This window comes from uncultured Tateyamaria sp. (genome assembly GCF_947488715.1).
Lineage (GTDB): Bacteria > Pseudomonadota > Alphaproteobacteria > Rhodobacterales > Rhodobacteraceae > Tateyamaria.
The window spans coordinates 1-21,077 of sequence record NZ_CANLAG010000008.1 but is presented as its reverse complement, the minus strand read 5'-3'; the positions used below and the strand labels follow the sequence as shown (position 1 = coordinate 21,077).

26 protein-coding genes are annotated in these 21,077 nt (G+C 55.5%); 11 read left to right on the top strand and 15 right to left on the bottom strand.

Annotated features, from left to right (window positions below):
- Positions 1-71 precede the first annotated feature (71 nt).
- From Q0936_RS16790 to Q0936_RS16750, 9 genes are all read left to right on the top strand, one after another.
- Positions 72-560 (top strand): flagellar basal body-associated FliL family protein, encoded by a 489-nt coding sequence (locus tag Q0936_RS16790; protein ID WP_299295681.1) that lies wholly within the window; start codon positions 72-74, stop codon positions 558-560.
- A gap of 9 nt (positions 561-569) precedes the next feature.
- Complete coding sequence (locus Q0936_RS16785) at positions 570-944, top strand: hypothetical protein (RefSeq protein WP_299295678.1); 375 nt, start codon at positions 570-572, stop codon at positions 942-944.
- Positions 944-1,549: a hypothetical protein gene (locus Q0936_RS16780; RefSeq protein ID WP_299295676.1), complete on the top strand. Its 606-nt coding sequence runs from the start codon at positions 944-946 to the stop codon at positions 1,547-1,549. The genes Q0936_RS16785 and Q0936_RS16780 overlap by 1 nt, the downstream gene beginning before the upstream one ends.
- A gap of 67 nt (positions 1,550-1,616) precedes the next feature.
- On the top strand, positions 1,617-2,486 hold the full coding sequence (motA, locus tag Q0936_RS16775; protein WP_299140066.1) for a flagellar motor stator protein MotA: 870 nt from the start codon (positions 1,617-1,619) through the stop codon (positions 2,484-2,486).
- Positions 2,483-4,771: a hypothetical protein gene (locus Q0936_RS16770; protein ID WP_299295674.1), complete on the top strand. Its 2,289-nt coding sequence runs from the start codon at positions 2,483-2,485 to the stop codon at positions 4,769-4,771. The genes motA and Q0936_RS16770 overlap by 4 nt, the downstream gene beginning before the upstream one ends.
- 228 nt (positions 4,772-4,999) lie before the next feature.
- The gene (gene flhA / locus Q0936_RS16765; RefSeq protein WP_299378281.1) at positions 5,000-7,096 is read left to right on the top strand and encodes a flagellar biosynthesis protein FlhA; all 2,097 of its coding nucleotides are present in this window, start codon (positions 5,000-5,002) and stop codon (positions 7,094-7,096) included.
- Positions 7,097-7,122: 26 nt separating this feature from the next.
- Positions 7,123-7,863 (top strand): flagellar biosynthetic protein FliR, encoded by a 741-nt coding sequence (locus Q0936_RS16760; protein ID WP_299166200.1) that lies wholly within the window; start codon positions 7,123-7,125, stop codon positions 7,861-7,863.
- Positions 7,860-8,948, top strand: coding sequence for a flagellar biosynthesis protein FlhB (locus Q0936_RS16755; RefSeq protein ID WP_299378278.1), 1,089 nt, complete (start codon positions 7,860-7,862; stop codon positions 8,946-8,948). The genes Q0936_RS16760 and Q0936_RS16755 overlap by 4 nt, the downstream gene beginning before the upstream one ends.
- A complete protein-coding gene (locus Q0936_RS16750; RefSeq protein ID WP_299297838.1) occupies positions 8,942-9,358 on the top strand; it encodes a hypothetical protein in 417 nt (138 codons plus the stop codon). The genes Q0936_RS16755 and Q0936_RS16750 overlap by 7 nt, the downstream gene beginning before the upstream one ends.
- On the opposite strand, the gene Q0936_RS16745 is transcribed toward Q0936_RS16750, so the two are convergent.
- From Q0936_RS16745 to Q0936_RS16705, 9 genes are read right to left on the bottom strand one after another with little or no spacing between them, the layout of a single operon-like run.
- Complete coding sequence (locus Q0936_RS16745; RefSeq protein ID WP_299297840.1) at positions 9,359-9,847, bottom strand: flagellar basal body-associated FliL family protein; 489 nt, start codon at positions 9,845-9,847, stop codon at positions 9,359-9,361. It abuts the gene before it with no gap.
- Positions 9,848-9,856: 9 nt separating this feature from the next.
- The gene (flgH, locus tag Q0936_RS16740) at positions 9,857-10,609 is read right to left on the bottom strand and encodes a flagellar basal body L-ring protein FlgH (protein ID WP_299297842.1); all 753 of its coding nucleotides are present in this window, start codon (positions 10,607-10,609) and stop codon (positions 9,857-9,859) included.
- On the bottom strand, positions 10,606-11,022 hold the full coding sequence (gene flgA, locus Q0936_RS16735; RefSeq protein ID WP_363323318.1) for a flagellar basal body P-ring formation chaperone FlgA: 417 nt from the start codon (positions 11,020-11,022) through the stop codon (positions 10,606-10,608). The genes flgH and flgA overlap by 4 nt, the downstream gene beginning before the upstream one ends.
- A complete protein-coding gene (gene flgG, locus Q0936_RS16730; protein ID WP_299297844.1) occupies positions 11,019-11,804 on the bottom strand; it encodes a flagellar basal-body rod protein FlgG in 786 nt (261 codons plus the stop codon). Before flgG ends, flgA begins: the two co-directional genes overlap by 4 nt.
- Positions 11,805-11,814: 10 nt before the next feature.
- Positions 11,815-12,534 carry a flagellar hook-basal body complex protein gene (locus Q0936_RS16725; RefSeq protein ID WP_299140041.1) on the bottom strand — a complete coding sequence of 240 codons (720 nt, stop codon included), beginning with the start codon at positions 12,532-12,534 and terminating at the stop codon, positions 11,815-11,817.
- A gap of 1 nt (position 12,535) precedes the next feature.
- Positions 12,536-12,805, bottom strand: coding sequence for a flagellar biosynthetic protein FliQ (locus tag Q0936_RS16720; protein ID WP_299140038.1), 270 nt, complete (start codon positions 12,803-12,805; stop codon positions 12,536-12,538).
- Position 12,806: 1 nt separating this feature from the next.
- Positions 12,807-13,091 (bottom strand): flagellar hook-basal body complex protein FliE, encoded by a 285-nt coding sequence (fliE, locus tag Q0936_RS16715; protein WP_299140035.1) that lies wholly within the window; start codon positions 13,089-13,091, stop codon positions 12,807-12,809.
- 25 nt (positions 13,092-13,116) lie between these two features.
- A complete protein-coding gene (gene flgC, locus Q0936_RS16710; RefSeq protein WP_299140032.1) occupies positions 13,117-13,509 on the bottom strand; it encodes a flagellar basal body rod protein FlgC in 393 nt (130 codons plus the stop codon).
- An 11-nt stretch (positions 13,510-13,520) separates the two neighbouring features.
- Positions 13,521-13,913, bottom strand: a complete 393-nt coding sequence (locus Q0936_RS16705; protein ID WP_299140029.1) for a FlgB family protein — start codon at positions 13,911-13,913, stop codon at positions 13,521-13,523.
- A gap of 81 nt (positions 13,914-13,994) precedes the next feature.
- Here Q0936_RS16705 and Q0936_RS16700 point away from each other — a divergent pair, with 81 nt between their 5' ends.
- Positions 13,995-15,359, top strand: coding sequence for a FliI/YscN family ATPase (locus Q0936_RS16700; RefSeq protein WP_299378275.1), 1,365 nt, complete (start codon positions 13,995-13,997; stop codon positions 15,357-15,359).
- A 42-nt stretch (positions 15,360-15,401) separates the two neighbouring features.
- Here the strand turns inward: Q0936_RS16700 and Q0936_RS16695 are convergent, their stop codons facing one another.
- The 6 genes from Q0936_RS16695 to Q0936_RS16670 all read right to left on the bottom strand — a co-directional run bounded on the left by Q0936_RS16695 (position 15,402) and on the right by Q0936_RS16670 (position 19,246).
- Positions 15,402-16,190 carry a DUF1217 domain-containing protein gene (locus Q0936_RS16695; RefSeq protein WP_299297846.1) on the bottom strand — a complete coding sequence of 263 codons (789 nt, stop codon included), beginning with the start codon at positions 16,188-16,190 and terminating at the stop codon, positions 15,402-15,404.
- 2 nt (positions 16,191-16,192) lie between these two features.
- Positions 16,193-16,594, bottom strand: coding sequence for a flagellar biosynthesis repressor FlbT (flbT, locus tag Q0936_RS16690; RefSeq protein WP_299140022.1), 402 nt, complete (start codon positions 16,592-16,594; stop codon positions 16,193-16,195).
- Positions 16,591-16,968 carry a flagellar biosynthesis regulator FlaF gene (gene flaF / locus Q0936_RS16685; protein ID WP_299140020.1) on the bottom strand — a complete coding sequence of 126 codons (378 nt, stop codon included), beginning with the start codon at positions 16,966-16,968 and terminating at the stop codon, positions 16,591-16,593. Before flaF ends, flbT begins: the two co-directional genes overlap by 4 nt.
- A gap of 68 nt (positions 16,969-17,036) precedes the next feature.
- Entirely contained in the window at positions 17,037-18,410 is a 1,374-nt protein-coding gene (locus Q0936_RS16680; protein ID WP_299140017.1) for a flagellin, read from the bottom strand.
- Between the two features lie 205 nt (positions 18,411-18,615).
- Positions 18,616-18,975, bottom strand: coding sequence for a flagellar biosynthesis protein FlgN (locus Q0936_RS16675; protein ID WP_299378271.1), 360 nt, complete (start codon positions 18,973-18,975; stop codon positions 18,616-18,618).
- Entirely contained in the window at positions 18,965-19,246 is a 282-nt protein-coding gene (locus tag Q0936_RS16670) for a rod-binding protein (RefSeq protein ID WP_299297850.1), read from the bottom strand. The genes Q0936_RS16675 and Q0936_RS16670 overlap by 11 nt, the downstream gene beginning before the upstream one ends.
- Positions 19,247-19,362: 116 nt before the next feature.
- Between Q0936_RS16670 and Q0936_RS16665 the strand changes: the two genes are divergently transcribed.
- Positions 19,363-21,077, top strand: a 1,715-nt coding sequence (locus Q0936_RS16665) for a hypothetical protein (RefSeq protein ID WP_299378268.1), incomplete at its 3' end; no start/stop codon positions are given.

Sequence of the window (21,077 nt, the reverse complement as noted above, 5' to 3'; positions counted from 1 at the left end):
CTGATCAGCCTTAACAATCGGTTAGTTGATCTGTGCCAAAGATGTTTTCGACATCATTGGATGGGACACAAATGACAGACGCAGTGGCAGAAGCCCCGCAGGAGACCCCTAAGTCTTCAAAGTTGCCTTTGATTCTCGGCCTGGTTGCCGCGCTGCTTGGCGGCGGCGGCGGTTTTTACGCGACATATTCAGGGATGTTGTTTGGTGACGAATCGACCGAGTCGGCCGAGCAAACAGACACCGCACCAGATGCTCTGCCTGATGTGGCATTTGTGGCAGTTGACCCGATGGTTGTCTCACTGAGCCCCGGCGCACAGAGCAGACACCTAAGATTCCGCGCGCAATTGGAAGTCCCATCTCAATACGCGTCCGATGTGGAATCGATTTTGCCGCGTGTGGTGGATGTGTTGAACGGATATCTACGCGCGCTCGAAACGGCAGACATAGAAAGCCCGTCTGCACTGACTCGACTGCGCGCGCAAATGCTGAGACGCGTGCAAATCGTGGCAGGGCCCGGGCGTATCAACGACTTGCTGATTATGGAATTCGTGCTGAATTGAGGACAAAAGATGGAATTGATTGCTGATATCCTGTTGGCGTCAGGCGCGCTTGGTGCCGGATTTTACTGCTTTGTTTTGGGGCGCCGATTGAACCGGTTCAACAACCTTGAAAAAGGAGTGGGCGGTGCGGTCGCAGTCTTGTCCGCGCAGGTCGACGATCTGACCAAGATGCTGGCGGCGGCACAAAATACCGCTGCTGAGTCAGCTGAAACACTCAGCGATATGACGATGCGCGCGGAACAGACGTCGAAGAAGCTCGAGCTTCAAATGGCGTCGTTGCACGATATTCCTGAAGTGAAACCAGCGCCAGAGCCGCAACCCGTGTCAGCACCGGAAACAAGCAGTGAACCCATCTTTACGCGCCGCGTGGCAGGGGGCCGGTAATGGCAACAAAAACTCGCAAAAGACGTTCGATGGCCGGACGTGGCTCTATCTTGCTGATCTCTGCATTACTGATTGGTTCAGCCGCGCTGCGTATTGCGATTGGCGCGGGCGCAGCGGTTGCCGAAGCAGATTTAGGCATGCAACTGGTCTTGCCGACCGAACAGTCAGAAGCAACCAAGACAACCAGCGATGATACACAGCAGGTACAGTCGCTGCTGGAAGCGTTGCAAGACCGTGAACAGGCTGTGAAGAAAAAGGAAATGGCTTTGGAGATGCGCGCCAAGGCCCTGGAAGTGACGCAAATCGAAGTTGAGCGTCGCATGGACGCTTTGCAGCAAACGGAAAAGCAACTTCGCTCGACCCTCGCCTTGGCACAAACGGCTGCAGAGGACGACCTAGCGAGGCTAACGACGGTTTATGAAAGCATGAAACCAAAAGACGCGGCGGCACTTTTTGGCGCGATGGAGCCTGAGTTTGCGGCTGGGTTTCTCGCCCGGATGCGCCCTGATGCCGCCGCCAAGGTCATGTCAGGACTCGATCCACAAGTGGCATATTCCATCAGTGCAATCCTTGCTGGACGAAACGCAAAAGCCCCTAAAAGCTGACACTTGGACAGTGTTTGTTAACTGCCCTCTGTCAGATTGCAGATGTCAAAAATGAGGGATTCTTGCTGTGGTTGGAATAATCGGAATTGTTACGATTTTTGTCATGGTTTTCGGCGGCTATCTCGCCGCTGGTGGCAAAATGGGGATCATCCTCAAGTCCCTGCCCTTCGAAATGACAATGATTCTCGGCGCGGCTGTGGGCGCGTTCCTCATCAGCAACTCCATGTCCGAAGTGAAACATACGATGAAGGACCTTGGAAAAGTGTTCAAAGGTCCAAAGTGGCTGCACGAAGACTACAAGGACCTGCTCTGCCTTTTATTCGAGTTGATAAAACTGGCGCGCCAAAACCCTGTCGCGATCGAAGAGCATATCGAGGATCCGGAGAACTCGACGATTTTTTCACGCTACCCCAAAATCGTAGCCGACAAAGAAGCGACTGCTCTCATCAGCGACACAATGCGCTCAGCCTCGATGAACTACGATGATCCGCACCAGGTCGAAGAGGTCTTAGAAAAACGGATCGACGCAAACATGCATCACGCCCTGCACTCGAGCCACGCGTTGCAAACTGTCGCGGATGGTTTGCCTGCCTTGGGAATTGTTGCGGCTGTTCTTGGTGTGATCAAGACAATGGCCTCCATTGACCAACCCCCTGAAATTCTCGGTAAACTTATCGGCGGCGCTTTGGTTGGGACCTTTCTGGGTGTTTTCCTTGCTTATGGCCTCGTGGGGCCATTCGCATCCAAGGTCAAAGCCGTTGTCGAGGAAGATGGTCACTTCTACCAACTGATCCGCGAGGTGCTTGTTGCGAACCTGCACAACCATGCCACCAACATCTGCATTGAGGTCGGTCGGCAAAACACTCCATCACACTGTCGGCCATCATTCTCAGAGTTGGAAGATGCGTTGAAGGCAGTCAAGCAAAACGCAGCATGAACATGCGTGTTTGGAGCCTACTGCTGCTGGCATTTTCTTCACCCGCATTTGGCCAGGAGATCAATGTCAGATCTGGTGCACATGATGGATTTGCGCGCGTAGTTTTGGATACCTCCTCGGCGAGAAACTGGCGTGTGGAGGATACACAGGACGGAGCTCGTGTTGTTATTGCGGGTCACTCAGGGGGCTTTGATACAAACCAAGTCTTTGATCGTATTGACAGGACCTACATTCGTGCCGTTCAGAGCACGAACAACAGCATTGCCTTTGAATTTGCCTGCAACTGTGTTGCTGAAGCCTTTGCACAAGGGCCCAACATGATTGTCATTGATGTTACGGCCAAACCGGACACGCGAGAGGTCACAGAAGTAGATAGCACTCTAAGTGCGGACCTGCGCTTCGTTGGCGAGCGCACCTTGCGATTCACTTCGGGGCGCAACCAAGAAGAACAACCTGCGCCCTCCAGACGAACCCTTCAAGAGCAGACGGTTGCGCTTGAACCAGTGGAAACTGACCAAGCTATCGCCGGAGGCCAGACATTGGACGGAGACGTGGGCGAAACTGCGCGCTTGCAGCAAGCTCAAAGTAAGATTGTGGAGAGAATTAGTAGCGCCGCAACACGTGGCCTGTTGCGCCCAAGCAGATCTCAAATCGAACTACCAATTGCGTCAAATGACCCACAAATCGACGTAACAATTTTTGACTCGTCACTGGCTGAACAGACAAGTTTGACCGTGGATACACCGACAGGTGGGAATGTAAGGGTGTCATCCAGTTCGGACATCCCGTTCCAAAATGATCGCGCTCTCACCACATCGACCACGTTGGGTGTTAGATGCATCGATCCAACACTGGTTGACATTAATGCTTGGGCACCAGAACACAGCTTTGCTTCCGAAATAGCTGAACTACGAGCCGGACTTTTCACAGAGTTTGATCGACTAGACGATGAGGTCGCTAAACGCCTGGTGCGCACGTACATCTATTTCGGGTTCGGAGCCGAGGCGCGACAAGTTTTGCATATGAGCGGCGACTTGGCTGGGGCAAATGCTCCACTGTTGAGTATGTCATACATTCTCGAGTACGGGCATGAACGCGATGCTGACTATTTTGAACACTTCGTTGACTGTGACAGCGATGTCGCGTTGTGGGCGGTTTTGGCCGCCGATCGACTGGAGCCTTCGCAGACAATCAACGTGAATGCGGCGCTTCGCGCTCTGACCGGATTGCCGGTACATTTGCGGTCATTCGTTGCAGCTGAACTTAGCCGAAAGCTGCTAGAATATGGAGATGAGGCTGCAGCGTCCGCAGCGCTACGAAGCGTTGAACGCACAGCGGAGCCACTCTCTGCCAATGCAAATCTAGCGAAAGCGAACATTGAGCTCGCCCAAGGTCAGACGGATTTGGCTCAGGAACGACTTGTCCAAGTTGTGTCTTCCAATGCTGAACAATCCGCCGAAGCACTTGTGAAATTCGTCGAGACACAACTTGAAGCAAACGGGGAAATTGGGGCTGACGTCGCAACGCTGGTGGAAGCCTATGCACTTGAGATGCGCGATGACCCGCTCGGGGCAGATTTGCGGCGCGCTCATGCCTTGGCGTTGGCGAAATCAAATCAGTTTGAGGAGGCATTTTCGACGCTACACCGAATTCGTGAGCGGGCAAACGCGGACAACGATGACGAGCTTCGTGGGTCGCTACTGGAGTTGTTGAGTACGAATGCGGATGATGTTGTGTTTCTCAATATCAGCTTTGATCAAACTGCTGTGTCACCTGAATCGATCCCTATGACCACCAGAATGAAAATTGCTAAACGATTAAATTCTCTAGGGTTTGCAAGACAAGCTGAGCAAGTCGTGTCTGCCGGAGCCCTATCACCAGAAACTTCCGAACAGAAAATTTTGCGCGCCGAACTCTCAATGGCTTTGTCTCGACCGTATGAGGCGATCGCGCATTTACATGGTGTTTCGGGCGAGGCAGCAGATACTCTTCGAGCGAAAGCGCGATTGGCAGCTGATGAATTTGAAGAAGCTAGCAGAATCTATTCGGAAATCGGCGATGCGGAGAACCACACAAGGTCGGCCTGGCTGTCAGAAAACTGGGCCTCCATGATCGAAGAAACCGCTGAAGGGTTCGGCCCCGTGTCCCAAATTGCGCGAGAGACGCTTGATACTTCGGCAGACGCGCAGGGCATGCTTGCGCGGGCCGCGGCGGCAATTTCTCAAAGTGAATCTACCAGAGATACGTTGGCAGCTTTTTTGAAGTCAGACGCTCTCAAACCATAGGGTAACGGCCTGATATTACGGCCGTTTGGTTACGATTTATAAACCACGAATACAGTATCCATGAAGCGTCATAGAACGTGACGGGTCAATCCATGGATGGGTCGCGAATGAGCGAATTTGTATCAAAGTGCATGACGAAACCAGCGGACGCGTATCTTTCCAAACCAGAGTTATTCAGCTGTTCGCGGCGCGTGTCGGCCGACACGCCTAACGTCATCGGATACACCAATGTCTGACAGAGCAGTCAAGTTTAGCGCGGCTGCTCTCTTCAACCCGACCGTTCTGCTCGCAGTCGCTTTGATGGCTATCATCGTGATGATGATCCTGCCTATGCCAGCATGGGTGCTCGACATTGGATTGGCCGCCTCCTTCGCCCTCGCAATCCTTATTTTCACCATCACACTGTTTATCGAACGCCCCCTCGATTTCTCCGCATTCCCTACAATTTTGCTGGCATCATTGATGCTACGTCTTTCTCTGAACGTTTCATCAACCAAGTTGATCATTGGGGAAGGTCATACAGGGACACAAGCAGCGGGCGATGTGATCCAAGGGTTTGCCCAGTTCATCATGGGCGGAAGTGTCTTTCTCGGGCTTGTCGTGTTCTGTGTTCTGTTGATCGTGAATTTCATGGTCATCACGAAAGGTGCGACGCGTATGGCCGAAGTTGGCGCACGTTTTGCATTGGACGGCATGCCCGGGAAACAACTCGCGATCGACAGCGACATGTCCGCTGGTGCGATCACCCATCAGGAAGCCAAATCTCGTCGCGAGCTCGAACAGTCCGAAACGACATTCTTCGGTTCATTGGACGGCGCATCAAAATTCGTGAAAGGGGACGCTGTCGCAGGCCTCTTGATAACCTTGCTAAACCTGGTTGCTGGACTCGTCATGGGCATAGTTGTCCACGGCATGCCGCTCGCAAGTGCCTTTGAAACCTACGCAATTTTGACTGTAGGTGACGGACTGGTTTCGCAAATCCCCGCAGTCGTCATCTCGATCGCATCAGCATTGTTGCTGGCACGCGGGGGCGCGAAGGGTGCAACAGATACCGCAGTGTTCGACCAGCTCGGCAAGCACCCCGCAGCGCTCACCACGGTTGCCGTTTTGATGATGATGTTTGGCTTGTTTCCAGGTCTTCCATTCATGCCCTTCATGGTCGGCGGAATCGGCTTGGCTGTCGCGGCATTCTTCATGAATAAGCGCCTGAAGAAAGCAAAGTTGGAGCCCACGGACATCGCAGATCCAGTCGAAATTGCTCCAGAAAAAACCCTAGGTGATGTGTTGGAACTGGACGATATCCATGTGGAATTTGCGCCCGACCTCGTCAACTTGGTTCTTGATCCCGGCACCGGTTTGGACGCCCGCATTTCCAACATGCGCACACATGTTGCATCCGTTTTCGGGCTGATTTTGCCTGAGATTCGACTGACCGATAATCCTGGACTGGATTCTGGCGTCTACGTGCTGCGCATCCAAGGGGTCCAACAGGCACAGGGCACGCTGCGCTCTTCAGAAATTCTTGCTTTGACCCCGGACAACGAGAGTTTGCTGCCCGCAGGCCAAGACACGACAGAACCGGTTTACGGCGCGCCAGCGCGGTGGATTGCAACTGCTGACCAAGAGACAGCAGCGCTTTCTGGTATCACAATGGTCACGCCAACCGAGATTCTGGCCACCCATCTGCTCGAAGTCGTGAAACGTAATTTCAGCCGATTGCTCACTCTGAAGTCTCTGCGGCGCCTTTTGAACGAAATGACCACCATTTCAGATCCGGGCCGCGCAGAGGCCAACAAGAAAATGCTGGATGAGCTTATTCCAGACAAGGTGCCGGTTGATGTACTGCACGCTGTCTTGCGCCTCCTTTTGGATGAACAAGTCTCTATTCGAAACCTGCCGCTGATCCTCGAGGCAACTGCCGAGGCACGCGCGGTCAATGCGCAACCGGAAGCGATTTGTGAGCATGTCAGGCAGCGTTTGGGCTTCCAGTTGGTCGCGGAAATCCGACGGCCTGATGGTAGCCTACCCTTGATCCAACTCGCGCCCGAGTGGGAAGACACCTTTGTCAGTTATCAGGTAGACGCGGATCGTGGGCTGGATGTTGCACTGCCACCGGATCTCTTCAATCGTTTGGCCGAAAACATGTCAGAAAAGCTGCACGATGTAAGTGAACAAGGCGTGTTCCCAGCTGTGGTGACCAACACGCGACGTCGGCGTTTTGTAAAAACACTCATGCGCGCCAAAGGTATTTCAAACCCGGTCCTGTCGTTTGAAGAAATCGGCATTGATGCACGCCCCGCGCTTGTCGGTGTTGTCGCGGCGTGATGGGCCTTTCCGAATTCTTGGGGTTGATGAACGATCAACTTTGGATCGGTTTCATTGTTTTTCTGCGCGTCGCCGCCACGATTTCGCTCATTCCTGCGTTCGGGGAGCGGACTGTACCGATGCGCATTAAGCTGACCATCGCCATTGCTTTCACGCTCATCGTGGCACCCGCCCTCAGCATTGCAGCGCCGCCATATTCATTTGGTGTTCTGCCTCTAGTCGTTTTGACGGAAACGCTGGTCGGTGTTCTTTTAGGGCTGGGCATCCGTCTGTTTATTCTTGCACTGCAAACGGCCGGTGCCATCGCGGCGCAATCGACATCCCTCTCGCAAATTCTAGGCGGCGCTGCGACAGAACCTTTGCCGGCCATGGGGTATGTCCTGACCGTCGGCGCGATCGCATTGGCGGTTATGACAGGGTTACACGTCAAAGCCGCACAATTGCTGATACACTCCTACACACTACTGCCCATCGGGATTTTCTACGGAGGCAGCGATGTCGCCGACTGGGGTTTGCAGCAGGTCGCGCGGGCTTTCGAGTTGGCTTTCGTGTTAGCGGCGCCATTCGTTTTGATGTCCGTGCTCTACAACCTGGCGCTCGGCGTCATCAACAAAGCGATGCCACAGCTTATGGTCGCTTTTGTGGGTGCTCCCGTCATCACACTTGGCGGTTTGTTCCTTTTGTTTCTTGCTGCGCCAACAATGCTGGGGGTCTGGCTCTCTGCTCTTGATACCTTCATGGCAAACCCGTTTGGAGGGCAACCTTGAGCGGACAGGACGACGATACCGACAAGTCTTTTGATCCGACGCCGCAAAAACTCCTTGAGGCGCGCAAGAAAGGCGAGATCGCACGTTCGGCCGATTTGCAAACTGCCGCCGCCTACGCAGGATTGACCATCGCGTTTTTGGCTTTGGGTGCGCAGGTTGTGTTATCCTTTGGCACACATCTTCAGGTCATCCTCGACCAGGCATCAGAGTTGTCGGACGTCGTTTTCGGAGGAAACCCGACAGCCACAATGGGCGGCATCCTTTGGCATAGTGCCTTGGCCCTTTTGCCAATCTTCACTTTGCCCGCGATAGCCGTTTTGGGCACAATCCTTGCGCAACGCGCGTTTGTAGTCGCTCCGTCCAAATTGCAACCCAAGCTCTCGCGGGTTTCGATCCTGCAAAACGCCAAGCAAAAATTTGGACGTGGCGGGTTTTTCGAGTTTGGCAAGAGCTTTGCCAAACTCGTGCTCTACTCTGCCTGCCTTGCATTGTTTCTCAATGCCAGATTGCCCGACATGGTATCCGTTATCCACGCGGGTCCTGGCGCAGTCGTTTTGATTCTGGCTGAGTTGTGCGTGGCATTTTTGCTCGTCGTTGTATTGATCAGCGCCTGCCTCGGCGCGATTGACGCGGTGTGGCAACATCAAGAGCACATTCGGAAAAATCGCATGTCTCGCAAAGAGATTATGGACGAGACCAAGAATTCCGAAGGCGATCCGCATATGAAACAGGAGCGTCGCGCCCGCGCGCAGGCCATTGCAGCACAGCAAATGATGGCCGACGTGCCCAGCGCCGATGTCATTATCGTCAACCCGACACACTACGCCGTCGCTCTCAAGTGGTCACGGGCGGCAGGAACCGCGCCGGTTTGCGTCGCCAAGGGGGTAGATGAAATCGCATTGAGGATAAGAGAAACCGCAAATGAAGCGGGCGTCCCAATTCACAGCGACCCACCAACAGCACGCGCCCTGCACGCTGTAACATCCATTGGCGACGAGGTTGCGCCGGAGCACTACGAAACCGTGGCAGCCGCCATTCGGTTTGCCGATCAAATGCGCGCGCGTGCGAGGCAAGCGACATGGTAAGCGATCTTGATCAAGTCCGATTGCTGACGACGTTGAAATACCAAAAAAGCGAGGCTGCGGTCGCGATATTGAACGCAAAGGAAGCAGAATTGCGTGCAGAGCTTAAAAGGCTTCGGGATTTGACGGTGGAGACCCAATCGCAGCAACCGGAACATGCACAAATCAGAGCAATTGGCGCGGATGTGATCTGGCTGCGGTGGTTGGGACAAGCTCAAAGGCAGCTCAATATCGCTTTGGCTCAGGTCCTGGCGGAGAAAGAAGGCCTCATGGCGCAGCACCGGCGCGCGCATGGCAAGAAACTGGTCGCAGAGACTTTGGTTGAGCAGGCGCAATCAACACATCAAAAGGCATCCCGACATGCGGCACTCGATCGCGCGATCACACACATGGTGCACAGGGAAAAGAGTTAGTCAGTAGTCTTGGCGTGCAATTTCGATGATCAGCACGTCAGTGATCCCGTCACCCATGTCTTTTTGCGCCACTTCGCGCAAAGCGCCACGCAAAACAGCCAGGTTGTTGGCGTTGGTAAATGCACCGTCAAACCCCCCAATGTTTGCATGATCAAACAACACCTGAAGGAATGAATCGCGCAGTTTGGGTTCGCGCGCATAAATCAGATCTTTTTGCCCTGCGGGAACCTCCAGGCTGAGCGACATGACAACCAAACCTTGGACTTTGTCGCCATTGACGATCGGCACGACAAACTGGTTGTTCATTTTTACATATTCACGATCGAGCTGTGGCTCGTCTTCGGCCTTTTCCTTGACCATGACATCCGGCGTTTCGGCGTCTTCCGTCATTTCAACGGGCTCTGGTGTCGGACGCAGGAAAATGCCGGCGCCGACTCCGGCACCTGCACCGATGAGAAGCAACACCAAAGGAAGAAGTTTCTTGATCATGATATGCTCCTAAAAGGGCAAGACCGCATCGAGCACCTGTTGACCAATGCGCGGTTGCTGAACATCAGTGATTTGGCCACGCCCGCCATAGGACACGCGCGCGGACGCGATCTTGTCGTAGGTGATTTCATTTTGCCGCGAGATATCTTCTGGCCTGACATAGCCAGAGACCAACAGTTCACGCATTTCGAAATTTACGCGTAGTTCTTGCGAACCCGAAATCGACAAAACACCATTGGGGAGGATATCCACGATCGTCGCCGCGACCCGCAGTGTGAGCTTTTCATTACGCTTGACCGAACCGTCGCCACTTGAGCTGCTGTTGGAATTGATGGCCACCAATTCCGAACTCGACGCGCCTTCGGGCAGCTTGTCATCGAGCCGTTGGGGCAAGCCGCCAAGCTGTGGGATGCCAAGGGACTCTGAACCGCTGCGAGACCGGTCCGTTTCGTTTGAAATCTCGGCGCGCTCATCAATCTCGATCACGACGGTCAAGATATCGCCCTGTCTCACTGCGCGGCGGTCACCCAGCAAAGAGGACCGCTGACCGCTCCAAAGTGACGCTTGATCCAGTGCCGTCTGCTCTTCGATCACAGCGGGCAGAGCCGTCGACACCATGGCCGAATGCTCTCGGGTGGCGAGAGGATTTGAGAACGTCGGCGCTTTGCCAATGTGATCTGACCGACCACAAGCGGCGACGCCTCCCAGAAGGGCAAGCGTGAATGCGATGTGGACAGCTTTGGAGGGTGAAACATCAGTCATTGGGTTACCTTTATGGAGCCGTCATTCTGGACAAAACCGAACAGAGTTGCGCGAGAACTGAGGTTCATAATCCGCACGCGGTCGCCAATCCCGCCGCGTTCAAGCGCGCGACCCTCAGCGGTAATCGTCAATGCGCCGGTCCGGAAATGAAGCGGCACAATCTGGTTTCTGTGTACCAATGCAGGAGGTCCGATGCTTTCAAACGGAATGGGCCGGCCAGCATAGAGAGCAACCCGCGCCTCTTGTCCGGCGACATCGGCAATGCGGTCAAACATGCCGTCTTGGGTGCCCGCCGCGATCCGCAGATCGGCAGTGGTAATGACGGTACCCGGTCTGAGCGTACGGGTTGGCGTCACGACATCGGCGCACGCCATCGTGCCACCCACGAGAAAGAGGAAAAGCCACCGCATCATCGTATCTGCGTCATCGCGCCCATCATCTGATCGGCGGCCGAAATAACCTTGGAATTCATTTCGTATCCACGTTGCGCGGCGATCAGATCGGTAATCTCGCGTACGGCATCGACCGAGCTTTCCTCGAGAAACCCTTGGCGCAGCGTACCCAGACCATCCAAACCGGGCGTCGAGACGATTGGAGGTCCGGAGGCCTCAGTTTCTACAAAAAGGTTGCTGCCCAACGCCTCTAGGCCTTTGGCATTTGTGAAACCCGTCAGATTGAACTGACCGATCAATTGCCCCGCAACTGCTTCGGCAAAGTAAGCGTACACCTCGCCATCGCCGCTGATCGAAATACTGCGGGCGTCCGCCGGTATGACGATGTCGGGCGCAACTGGGTAGCCATCCGAGGTTACAATCAGGCCATCGCCTGTGCGCTTGAGCCCACCATCACGGGTGTAGGCGGTTTGCCCGGATGGCAAAGTCACTTCGAGATAGCCGTTGCCATCAATGGCCACATCCAGATCGCCTCCCGTCGCAGCAAGAGACCCTTGCGCTAGATGAACGGAAACCGCTGCGGGTCGAACGCCCAGCCCGAGTTGCACACCAGTTGGCAACACCGTCCCATCGGACGCGTTGATCGCGCCAGGTCTGGTCATCTGTTGGTAGTGGAGATCCGCAAACTCTGCGCGACGGGTATTGTACCCGGTCGTGCTCATGTTCGCGAGGTTGTTCGAGATTGTCTCCACCCGCATTTGTTGGGCCAGCATCCCGGTGGCAGCGATCTTAAGTGCGCGCATCTCGGTCTCCTCAGTTGGATTTCAACATGGCATCCATCGCTCGACGGACGCGTTCATCTTCGGAATCGAGAAAGCTTTGGCCCATCTCATAGGCGCGTTGAATCTCAATCATCCGGGTCAATTGACCGATCGGATTCACGTTCGATGCCTCGACGAAACCCTGCAGGATACGTCCGTTTTCCGCGGGTTCGAAACCGCCGGGCGCATCAAACATCAAGCCAGATCGGCGCGTCATGTCGCCGGCGTCAATTGGTTGGACAAGGCCTATCTGCCCAACCAGGTTTCCATCTGCACTGATCGTTCCGTCCGGTGATACGGAAATGCTGCGCGCGTCTGGTGGGACAAAGACGGGCGCGCCGCCGACGTCCAGAACCCGCAGACCATCAGCGGTAACCAAGTCGCCTTCGCCGTTAGGAGAAAACCCGCCCGCACGTGTCAGGCGTTCGCCCTCCGCCGTTTCGATCAGGAAATAGCCATCGCCTTCGATTGCGAAATCAAACGTGCCGCCGGTTTCGGACAACGCGCCCTGTTCAAAGGACGTCTGGCGGACGTTGCCCTGCCCCATTGACAAGGATGCACCACCTTGAATGCCATGAACATATTCAGAAAAAATGACGCCTTCTTGCCGGTATCCGGTTGTGGCCGTGTTTGCGATGTTGTTGGCAACAACCTGCATTTCACGCATGAGACCCGACTGTCTCGTCAATGTGATATAGCCTGTACTGTCCATTCTAGCCTCCGATGATGAGCGGAATGATGCGGTCGTGAAAAAACGAAACCATGGTCTGTGTCATGAAGCCCATCGACATCCAGAAAACGACCATGATGGCCGCGAGTTTCGGGACAAATGTCAGCGTCATTTCCTGAATAGAGGTCAGCGCCTGGACCAGCCCGATGGAGACACCTGCAACCAGTGCAACCGTCAGAATGGGGATCGAAACGATGACCGCCACCCAAAGGCCCTGCCGCATAGTGTCAAAGAAGATGACCTCGTTCAGCATGCTAGACCGGCATCCTCAGAATTTCCTGATACGCTTCGACCACCTTGTTGCGCACGGTCACAGCGGTCTCGACCGCAAGTTCCGTCTGGGCCAGGGCCTGAACCAAAGCGTGGGGATCGGCATCCCCCACCATCGCTTGTTGCGCCACTTGTTCGCCCTGCGACAAGGTTTGCGCGAAATCCATGGCCATGCGCCCGAACATGCTGTCGCCGGGTGTGTTACCTGGCTGCGTTGCAGGCCGGGACGCGGTGTAGTTTTGAACTGCGGAAAGTGCTGCTGAATCCATTCTGGATCTCCTTGAAACGCGCCGTTTAGCGGCGCAGCAATTGCATCAAGCCGGACGACATCTGCCGGGCCTGCTCAAACATTTTCAGGTTTGCTTCATAGCTTCGCTGCGCCTCTCGTGCGTCCGCGAGCTCGATCAGCAGATCGACATTTGAGCCGTCAAAATGACCGCTCTCGTCTGCCATTGGGTGCGACGGGTCGTACACCCGTTCCAAAGGTCGGTCGTCCAGTGACATTCGCCCAACTTCGACCCGCGCGACGCCTTGTCCAGCATCGAATTCTGTACGAAACGGCACGGTCTTGCGACGGTAACCCGGCGTGTCAGCGTTCGAAATATTCTCTGACAAGTGACGTAGCCGCGATGCCTGCGCCTGAAGTCCGCTGGTCGAAACGGAGAGCGCTTTGGTAAATTCACTCATATTGAAACCCTTTATTGCCGCCCGAGGCTGGACCGAATGACGTTCATTGCTGATTTGTAGATCGCCAGAGAACGGTCATGCTGTCGCTTGGCTTCGGTCGCGCGCATCATCTCGGTTTCGATGGACACAGTGTTGCCATCCGGCGCGGCAAAGCTTCGGTCTTCGCGCATCACACCTTCCATGGTGCCCTCGGTTGATCCGTGCATATGCCCGGACCGCGTGGCACGCTGCATCAAGGTCCCGCTTTCGCTGGGCGCGTACATTTCTTGGAAACTGGGTAGATCACGGCCGACATATCCGGGCGTGTCAGCATTGGCCACGTTCTGAGCAACAACGGCTTGTCGTTGACCGGCATGGGTCGCCATCGCGTAGGCCGTTTCGAAAACGGTAAGGTTCTGGAACATCGGGGCTTCTCCCTCGAGCAATTTCAACCAAGGCTTAACTGTGATTCCCTAAAAAACAGTTGCAGCCATTCGGAGAACCCAATGCAGCAATCTGTACGCATGAAAGCCCTGCAACGGCATTTGTCGGCCCTTCAACCTGTGCGGTCGGTGGGGCGCGTCATTGGTGTTCAGGGGGGCGTTCTCACCATTGCGGGCCTCGGTCACGACGCGCGGATTGGGGATCGGGCAGAAATTACGCGCCGAGATGGCAAAACGCTGACCGGTGAGGTTGTTCAGCTGTCCGAAACGGATGCGATTGTTTTGCCGGATGCCTCGGTCACCGGCGTGTCGCTGGCAGATCGCGCAACGCTGAACCGAAACGTGGGCATTTCACCCGACATCACTTGGATGGGTCGCATCGTCGACCCGGATGGCGCACCGTTGGATGGCGCGCCGTTGACCCAAGGCCCCGTTCCGCGGCCCTTGCAGTCCGCGCCACCGCCTGCCGCTTCTCGCGGTGCGCTGGGTACGCGTTTGGACACCGGTCACGTGGTTTTTGACACAATGCTGCCAATCGTACAGGGGCAGAGGATCGGGTTGTTTGCCGGTTCCGGCGTTGGCAAATCCAGTTTGATGGGGCGCCTGGCGCAAGTGATGACAGCCGATATCGTTGTGATTGCGATGATTGGAGAGCGTGGCCGCGAGGTCCGCCATTTTGTAGACGATGTTCTAGGGCCAGAAGGTCGTGCGCGCGCCATTGTTGTCGCAGCGACGTCAGATCAGGCACCCCTTTTGCGGCGCCGCTGCGCCTGGACCGCAATGGCAATCGCAGAGCATTTTCGTGATCAGGGTATGTGTGTCTTGCTGCTCGCAGACTCGATTACGCGTTTTGCGGAAGCCCACCGAGAAGTCGCGGTAGCCGCTGGGGAAGCACCTGTCTTGCGCGGGTACCCGCCATCGACGTCGCACATGATCATGTCATTGTGCGAGAGGGCCGGTCCCGGCGGCGAAGGTCAGGGCGACATCACAGCCGTATTTAGCGTTTTGGTAGCGGGGTCCGACATGGATGAACCGATTGCGGACATTTTGCGGGGCGTGCTGGACGGTCATGTCGTGCTTGACCGTGAAATCGCCGAGCGCGGCCGATTTCCCGCCATCGATATTTTACGTTCCGTTTCGCGGAGTTTGCCTGCAGCAGCATCCGAGGATGAAAACGAAGCGATCTCGCAAACACGAAAACACCTGAGTGTATATGCGAAAAACCAGATGATGATTTCTGCTGGCCTCTATACCCAAGGCGCTGACCCTGAGATTGACGAGGCAATTTCGCTCTGGCCCAGTTTGGATGGCCTTATGGCGATGACGCATTTCCAAGGGTGTCAGCACAGCTTCGACCAGTTGAAACTGGCCCTGCGTCGAGGTGCTCGGACAGCTATGACAACTCGTGCCAAACCGCGAAAACCCTAGGTCAGTGCGCTTGTCAGCACTGATTTTTGAGCACTTCACAAACTACGAACTGAGAAGCGTCAACGCAATTGATGCGCCAGACTCGCCTGCCCCGCCATTCGCGATTTGGGAACGCGCAAGATATGTTGTGATCAAGCGATCCATGATTTCCGGATCTGCAAACTCCGACGGGTCTGACACACCAAAACTCCGCTGTGCTCTGTCCTGGAACACGCCCAGTTGCAGATCAATGTCCGCCTGACCAAAGGACGAAGGCAAGCCGAACGCAGTTTCAAACATGGTACGCAACGGGGGCTGGCCCATGATGCTGAACCATTTTTGCGCTTCCGACCCGGACCCTCCGACGACTTCATCAAGGGTACGTTGGGCATAAAGAGCAATACGCATTGTTTCATCTTGCGCACCGGCAGCAATTTCAAAGCTGTTTGCTTGAAACCTGTCAACTATGCCTTCGGCAAATCCAGAGCGTAGGCTGCCACGGATTTCCCCAGGTCCAAGGCCAAATGCCGCGGAAAACTCAGTGTAGCGGGAATCTGTGAATCGGTTGGCCAGTGCATCATCCGCCGTCGTGCCCTCTTCGAGCATCTTTTGGATGAAGTAACGGTTGTCGATGTCGTCCTGCAAACCAAATGCGCCAAGTGCAACGGTCAACAGTTGACGGTCCGAAACCAGCTCTTCGGCGCTTGTGACCGAACGGATCTTTTCGACAAAATGGTCAGTGTCCCGTTTTTGTGCTGCCGATTGAGAGAAAGTCTCAAGCTGCTGATCGTAGGTCCGTTGGAGAAATTGCCATCCAACAATACCCGAAGAGACAAGAACAGGCTGGAACATCGTTAAGCTCCGGCTGCCAACAGGCGCTCTTCTCTGGGCAGAAGCATGCGCAATGCCTTCAGGCACCGATAGTGATCGTCAACCACAAGAGCGTGCGACGCCAGATCCAGGTGTTTCCGACTATCCGGGTCTACAAAAACCTGGCTCAACTCTTCGATGTGACGCAGCAGGGCCGGTCGAGCATCGTCTTTTACGGCATCGCCTGACAGGACCAGTTGAACGGCGTAGCAGACGCGTCGAACAGGCGTCTTGGCTTCTTCAGGGTGGATGGCATCCCGCAGACGCAAGATATTCGCATCAGGAGTCAGAATGGCGAGACGGCTGCGACGATCACCGTTCTCGATGACGGCCCCGTTGATCAGAACGCGCTCTTTGGGGCTCAACTTCAGAATTAGACCACTCATACCGGCGCACCTTCTGTTTTGAGACCCCGCAGCAGCGCCATATTGATTTCCAACAATGGAAGAACCGAAGCCTTCTTACGCAGAACCTGGCGGGTGTGTTGGCGGGTAAAATCGGCAAGATACGCGATGCGTGCCTTCAACTCAGCGGGAAGTGGGTTCTTCTCGTCTGATACATCCACGACAAGAGCGGTCCACAGCCGTTGGTTCGTGTGCAGCGCTTCCGCAAATCCGGCATAGTCCGACTTACTGTTGACGGCTCGGTCACGAAGACCTTGGGTCACGCGCGCGATGACGTCATATTCGGCGCGCCTGTCACTTCGTGTGGAAACGGCATGTTCGTTGTAGCCGCGCATTGCTTGAGACGTCGCGTTCACGCTTGCACCCATTGAAAAGAGAAAAATATCAGGGGCGAGGCGCTAGACTAGCGCCTCGCCATAATCGCTTAACGGAAGAGCGACAGGATGGTTTGCGGCGCCTGGTTTGCAATCGACAAGGACTGAACACCCAGCTGCTGCTGTGTTTGCAGCGCCTGCAAACGGGCCGAAACTTCTTCCATGTCGGCGTCCACCAAGGAACCGATGCCCGACTTCAGCGAGTCCGACAATTGCCCGATGAAGTCAGACTGAGTCTCAATCCGGTTCTGTGCCGAACCAAAGGTGGCTGCCGCGTCGATAGACGTCTGGATCAGAGCATCAATTGCGCCCAGAGCATTGGTTGCGCCCGTATCGCTGGTCACATCAATGGTTTGCACTGCGGCCAGACCATCAGTCCCGCCAGCACCCGGTGTTCCACCTTCAGACACTTCGGTGAACACCAGGATTGGATCAGCACCACCACCGGCAGTGTTCCCGATGCGCAGAACATTGTCAGCCCCTGTACCTGCCGGATCGACGGTCACGGTGTAACCTTCACCCGAGTCAGTCGCCGCGTCAAAGAAGGACTGGATCTGGTTGGCCAGCTGGCTGGTCACATCGTTCACACTGTCATCCGCAGTCGCGACATATTCGAACGTGCGAATACCCAGCGTGCTGCTGCCATCGGCAGTGTTGATGTTTAGGTCATCCAGCGTGATGCTGTAGCTGACACCCTCGGCAACCTGGCCGAACGTGAAGTCCAATGTGCCACCGTCAGCAATTGTCGACGTCGCTGTCGCGGCATCATCACGGTCGTAGTCGGTCGCAAGGACGAAGTTGGTATCGTCTGCCCCAGCCTGAATGTACTCGTTGGCGACATCTTGATCACCACCACCGGCGGTCGCTGTACCCGCAGCCGTCGTACCCAGAGCTTGCGCGGAAACAGTGCCTGTAACGGCAAGGCTTTGACGATCAACCGAGATCTGGCGATCCGAGACAGTGCCGTCCGACGCACGATCCAGCGAAGACAGGATGTTCAGCGCATCGGTGCTGCTGCCATCAATCAGGTTCAGGCCATTGAACTGTGCCGCGCCAACAACCGAGCTGATCTGATCTTGCAGAGCGTCGATATCCGCCTGGATGGCATCACGATCAACGTTTTCTTCTTGGGCGGCAACGATGCGGCCCTTCATCTCGGTCAGAAGGTCGGTGACGGTTTCAGATGCGTTACGCGCAACAGCGACTGTGCTTTCGCCCAGCGACAGGCTTTCCGACACGGCTTTGAAGCCCGCGACGTCCGATTCCATCACCTTGGAGATGGCCCAAACGGCCGAGTTGTCCTTGGCGCTTGCAATGGATTTACCGGTCGAAATCTCGCCCTGTGTCATTGCCAGGTTCTTGTTGATGGATTTCAGTGTCTGCAACGCAACCATTGCGCTGTTGTTCGTGAGAATGCTCGACATGTGCATTTCCTTTTATCTCGGCGCTTTGCGCCAGGGTTTACATGCCGCCCCACAAAAGGGGCGGACCAATGCCGTTCTGACAGATGCACACCCTTTTTCAGGACCATGCGCCACTCTTTCCGAGTGCACGGACACCATGGCGTCCCAGTCCCTAATGGAATCCTAAATCACCCCATCCAGATGTCTCGGATTTGAATCAACACAATCACGCCCGCTTCTCCACAGACCGTTCCGTTCGAATGTCCACCTGGGTCTTTTTCCCCTGCGCGTCATAGGTTTCCAACGATTTGCGCACACGACGAATTGCGGCAAGCCTGCGCGCCACCGAACGCACACCTTCCAGCGCGGAATTCAGCAGATCCTGATTGCGGGCAACCTTGTTTTGCAAGGGCAGGAATGACTGAGCATCCAGCGCGTCCTCGCGATTCAACGCATCGATCAAGCGTTCCTTTCGCGCGTGAAGCCGCGACACATCATCCAGATTACCCTGCAGCAAGGCGGCACGTTCAGCGTCAAGAAGATCGTCGAGGGCGTCCACGATATGGGCGATGGCATCATCCTTCATTTTGGCGCTCCTTCAGCGATTCATACAGTGCCTCGGCAAGCCCGATTCCACCCGTTTTCACCAATTCCTCTGCCTGCGCCTGAACCAGAAAAGATGAAAACTGATCCTCACCTGCGCCGCCACCCATGCTGTCACGGGATTGCCCAAGACCGGCAGACTTCAACATTTCCGCCAGAAACGTCGCTTCGAGTTTCTGCGCAGCGCCAAACAAGTCAGCGTTTCGCTCAGGTTTCCGCGCAGTCGCGCCAGAAACAGCCAGTGCAGCGTCCATTCCAATATCCTTTCAATTCGAACGATTTTCCGGAGCATGGCAGACGATCGGTAAAGAACCGGTAACTATCCCTGAGCCATTGTCGGTGTGACGAGGAAGAAATCCCGGAGCACCGCATGGACTTACCGCTGTTAAACGACGCAAAGCCGCAAGCGGTGCATGCACGAGCGTCAGACGCCTTGGTTTTGGACGCGCGGACAGGTGAGACATTCGAGGCGACATTGAACGCGCAGCGCCCTGTTCCAGACGTTGTCACAGTTCGCCAAGATGCCCGTGTCCCGCTGCGTACTGACAAGACAGATCATGATAGCGCGAAAGCGCCCACTGGCGCGGATCAAGACCAACAACCCTCAGATGATCCTGAACGGGAATTGGAAGCTGGCAGAACGCATCAAGATGTCGACATCGACGCCACCGAAAAGGCGCGAACCACTGGTTTTGATGACCGAGCGGTGGCGCGTGACGCTCCGGAGAAGGTTCATCGATCTGCTCATCCGTTGGATGAAAACGACGCGCTGTCGCAGAATGAAGTTCCTCCAAAGGAAAGCGCGCGCGTTCCTGCAGAGCCGGAGCAACTGGTTCATTCAGAGGTCCGGACAGCCACCGAAGTACCTGGCCCAGAGCGAGCCTTTGTGGCCAAGACTGAAACCATTGAAAAGCATGTCGATCGAGGTACAGGGGCAAAGGCCGTCGACGTTCCAAAAGCTACGCCAACCGCCCCGCATGAAAACGCCGCTCCATCGCCGATAGACAAGGCGGCCGATATTGACCGGACGCGGCAACACTCGCTCGAACCCGTTCCAGTGGTTCCAGCGCGGTACTCTACCCCCATCGAAACGGCGATCCGGACGGAAATCGAAACCCCTGTGCCGTCTTCGAAAACGGTCAATGCGCCCGCGGGTCAAACTGCGCAGTCGCTTGGTCAGGTTCGACCCGACGCCCGTGAGGCGATCCTTGCAAAACCGGGTCCAGACCCCGACTTGCAGACACGTCAAGATGGCAGGCCTCTTGCACCGGCACCGACCACACCTTCTTTGACAAAGGCACAAGCACACTCGCAGGTTACTAAAGCAACCCCACAAAGCGCTACACCAAGTGTTGCGCAAAACGTAGGTGTAGTTGAACGTATCGCGCCTGGCGAAGTTGCGGCCAAGGTATACATGCCCACTCAAGGGGTCGAAGTCGCTGCCACGGCAAAAATTGCGCAGCAAACACGGCAGCCTCTGGATGCAGACGTAACTACAGCGGCAAAACTTCAGGCCGGATTGCCATCCGACAATAGCCATACGCAATTGCCCAATCGAACTTCACAACCTGATGTAACTGTCAAAACCAACCTCGACGATGCGCCCGCGACAAAGCCCATTCCGTCGACGACTGCTACGGGGACAGCAAATCACCAGCCGATGACCACGCTTGAACGTCACCTGTCTGGGCAAGCAGCGACTCTGACACTGCCAGCGAGGAAACTGGAAACGGATTTGTTATCCCCACGCATGACTCCAGTTCGTCGCGTGAGTACGCCCCGCCATGAAACCAGTTTTGTCGTGACCAGACTGGAACACGCCCCGCTCACCTCAAGAACACCAACTGAGTCGCCGGAAACACGTCCATCACCAATGATGTCAAAGTCGGATGCCCTAGTCGAAGCGTACCCGGTGCAAGTCAAAACCGACGGGCTACCGATGAAAGATATGCCGACCTCGACCCAACTGCCGTCGACTGTCTGGGGTCGTGAAACTGCAACCTCGGCATCGGCATCGGCATCGGCATCGGCATCGGCATCGGCATCGGCATCGGCATCGGCATCGGCATCGGCATCGGCATCGGC

What these genes read in the sequence shown, in the direction of transcription:
- Q0936_RS16790 (WP_299295681.1), top strand. Translation starts at nt 72, where the DNA reads ATGACAGACGCAGTGGCAGAAGCCCCGCAGGAGACCCCTAAGTCTTCA.
- Q0936_RS16785 (WP_299295678.1), top strand. Translation starts at nt 570, where the DNA reads ATGGAATTGATTGCTGATATCCTGTTGGCGTCAGGCGCGCTTGGTGCC.
- Q0936_RS16780 (WP_299295676.1), top strand. Translation starts at nt 944, where the DNA reads ATGGCAACAAAAACTCGCAAAAGACGTTCGATGGCCGGACGTGGCTCT.
- Q0936_RS16770 (WP_299295674.1), top strand. Translation starts at nt 2,483, where the DNA reads ATGAACATGCGTGTTTGGAGCCTACTGCTGCTGGCATTTTCTTCACCC.
- flhA (WP_299378281.1), top strand. Translation starts at nt 5,000, where the DNA reads ATGTCTGACAGAGCAGTCAAGTTTAGCGCGGCTGCTCTCTTCAACCCG.
- Q0936_RS16760 (WP_299166200.1), top strand. Translation starts at nt 7,123, where the DNA reads ATGAACGATCAACTTTGGATCGGTTTCATTGTTTTTCTGCGCGTCGCC.
- Q0936_RS16750 (WP_299297838.1), top strand. Translation starts at nt 8,942, where the DNA reads ATGGTAAGCGATCTTGATCAAGTCCGATTGCTGACGACGTTGAAATAC.
- Q0936_RS16745 (WP_299297840.1), bottom strand. Translation starts at nt 9,847, where the DNA reads ATGATCAAGAAACTTCTTCCTTTGGTGTTGCTTCTCATCGGTGCAGGT.
- flgH (WP_299297842.1), bottom strand. Translation starts at nt 10,609, where the DNA reads ATGACTGATGTTTCACCCTCCAAAGCTGTCCACATCGCATTCACGCTT.
- flgA (WP_363323318.1), bottom strand. Translation starts at nt 11,022, where the DNA reads ATGATGCGGTGGCTTTTCCTCTTTCTCGTGGGTGGCACGATGGCGTGC.
- flgG (WP_299297844.1), bottom strand. Translation starts at nt 11,804, where the DNA reads ATGCGCGCACTTAAGATCGCTGCCACCGGGATGCTGGCCCAACAAATG.
- Q0936_RS16725 (WP_299140041.1), bottom strand. Translation starts at nt 12,534, where the DNA reads ATGGACAGTACAGGCTATATCACATTGACGAGACAGTCGGGTCTCATG.
- Q0936_RS16720 (WP_299140038.1), bottom strand. Translation starts at nt 12,805, where the DNA reads ATGCTGAACGAGGTCATCTTCTTTGACACTATGCGGCAGGGCCTTTGG.
- fliE (WP_299140035.1), bottom strand. Translation starts at nt 13,091, where the DNA reads ATGGATTCAGCAGCACTTTCCGCAGTTCAAAACTACACCGCGTCCCGG.
- flgC (WP_299140032.1), bottom strand. Translation starts at nt 13,509, where the DNA reads ATGAGTGAATTTACCAAAGCGCTCTCCGTTTCGACCAGCGGACTTCAG.
- Q0936_RS16705 (WP_299140029.1), bottom strand. Translation starts at nt 13,913, where the DNA reads ATGTTCCAGAACCTTACCGTTTTCGAAACGGCCTACGCGATGGCGACC.
- Q0936_RS16700 (WP_299378275.1), top strand. Translation starts at nt 13,995, where the DNA reads ATGCAGCAATCTGTACGCATGAAAGCCCTGCAACGGCATTTGTCGGCC.
- Q0936_RS16695 (WP_299297846.1), bottom strand. Translation starts at nt 16,190, where the DNA reads ATGTTCCAGCCTGTTCTTGTCTCTTCGGGTATTGTTGGATGGCAATTT.
- flbT (WP_299140022.1), bottom strand. Translation starts at nt 16,594, where the DNA reads ATGAGTGGTCTAATTCTGAAGTTGAGCCCCAAAGAGCGCGTTCTGATC.
- Q0936_RS16680 (WP_299140017.1), bottom strand. Translation starts at nt 18,410, where the DNA reads ATGTCGAGCATTCTCACGAACAACAGCGCAATGGTTGCGTTGCAGACA.
- Q0936_RS16675 (WP_299378271.1), bottom strand. Translation starts at nt 18,975, where the DNA reads ATGAAGGATGATGCCATCGCCCATATCGTGGACGCCCTCGACGATCTT.
- Q0936_RS16670 (WP_299297850.1), bottom strand. Translation starts at nt 19,246, where the DNA reads ATGGACGCTGCACTGGCTGTTTCTGGCGCGACTGCGCGGAAACCTGAG.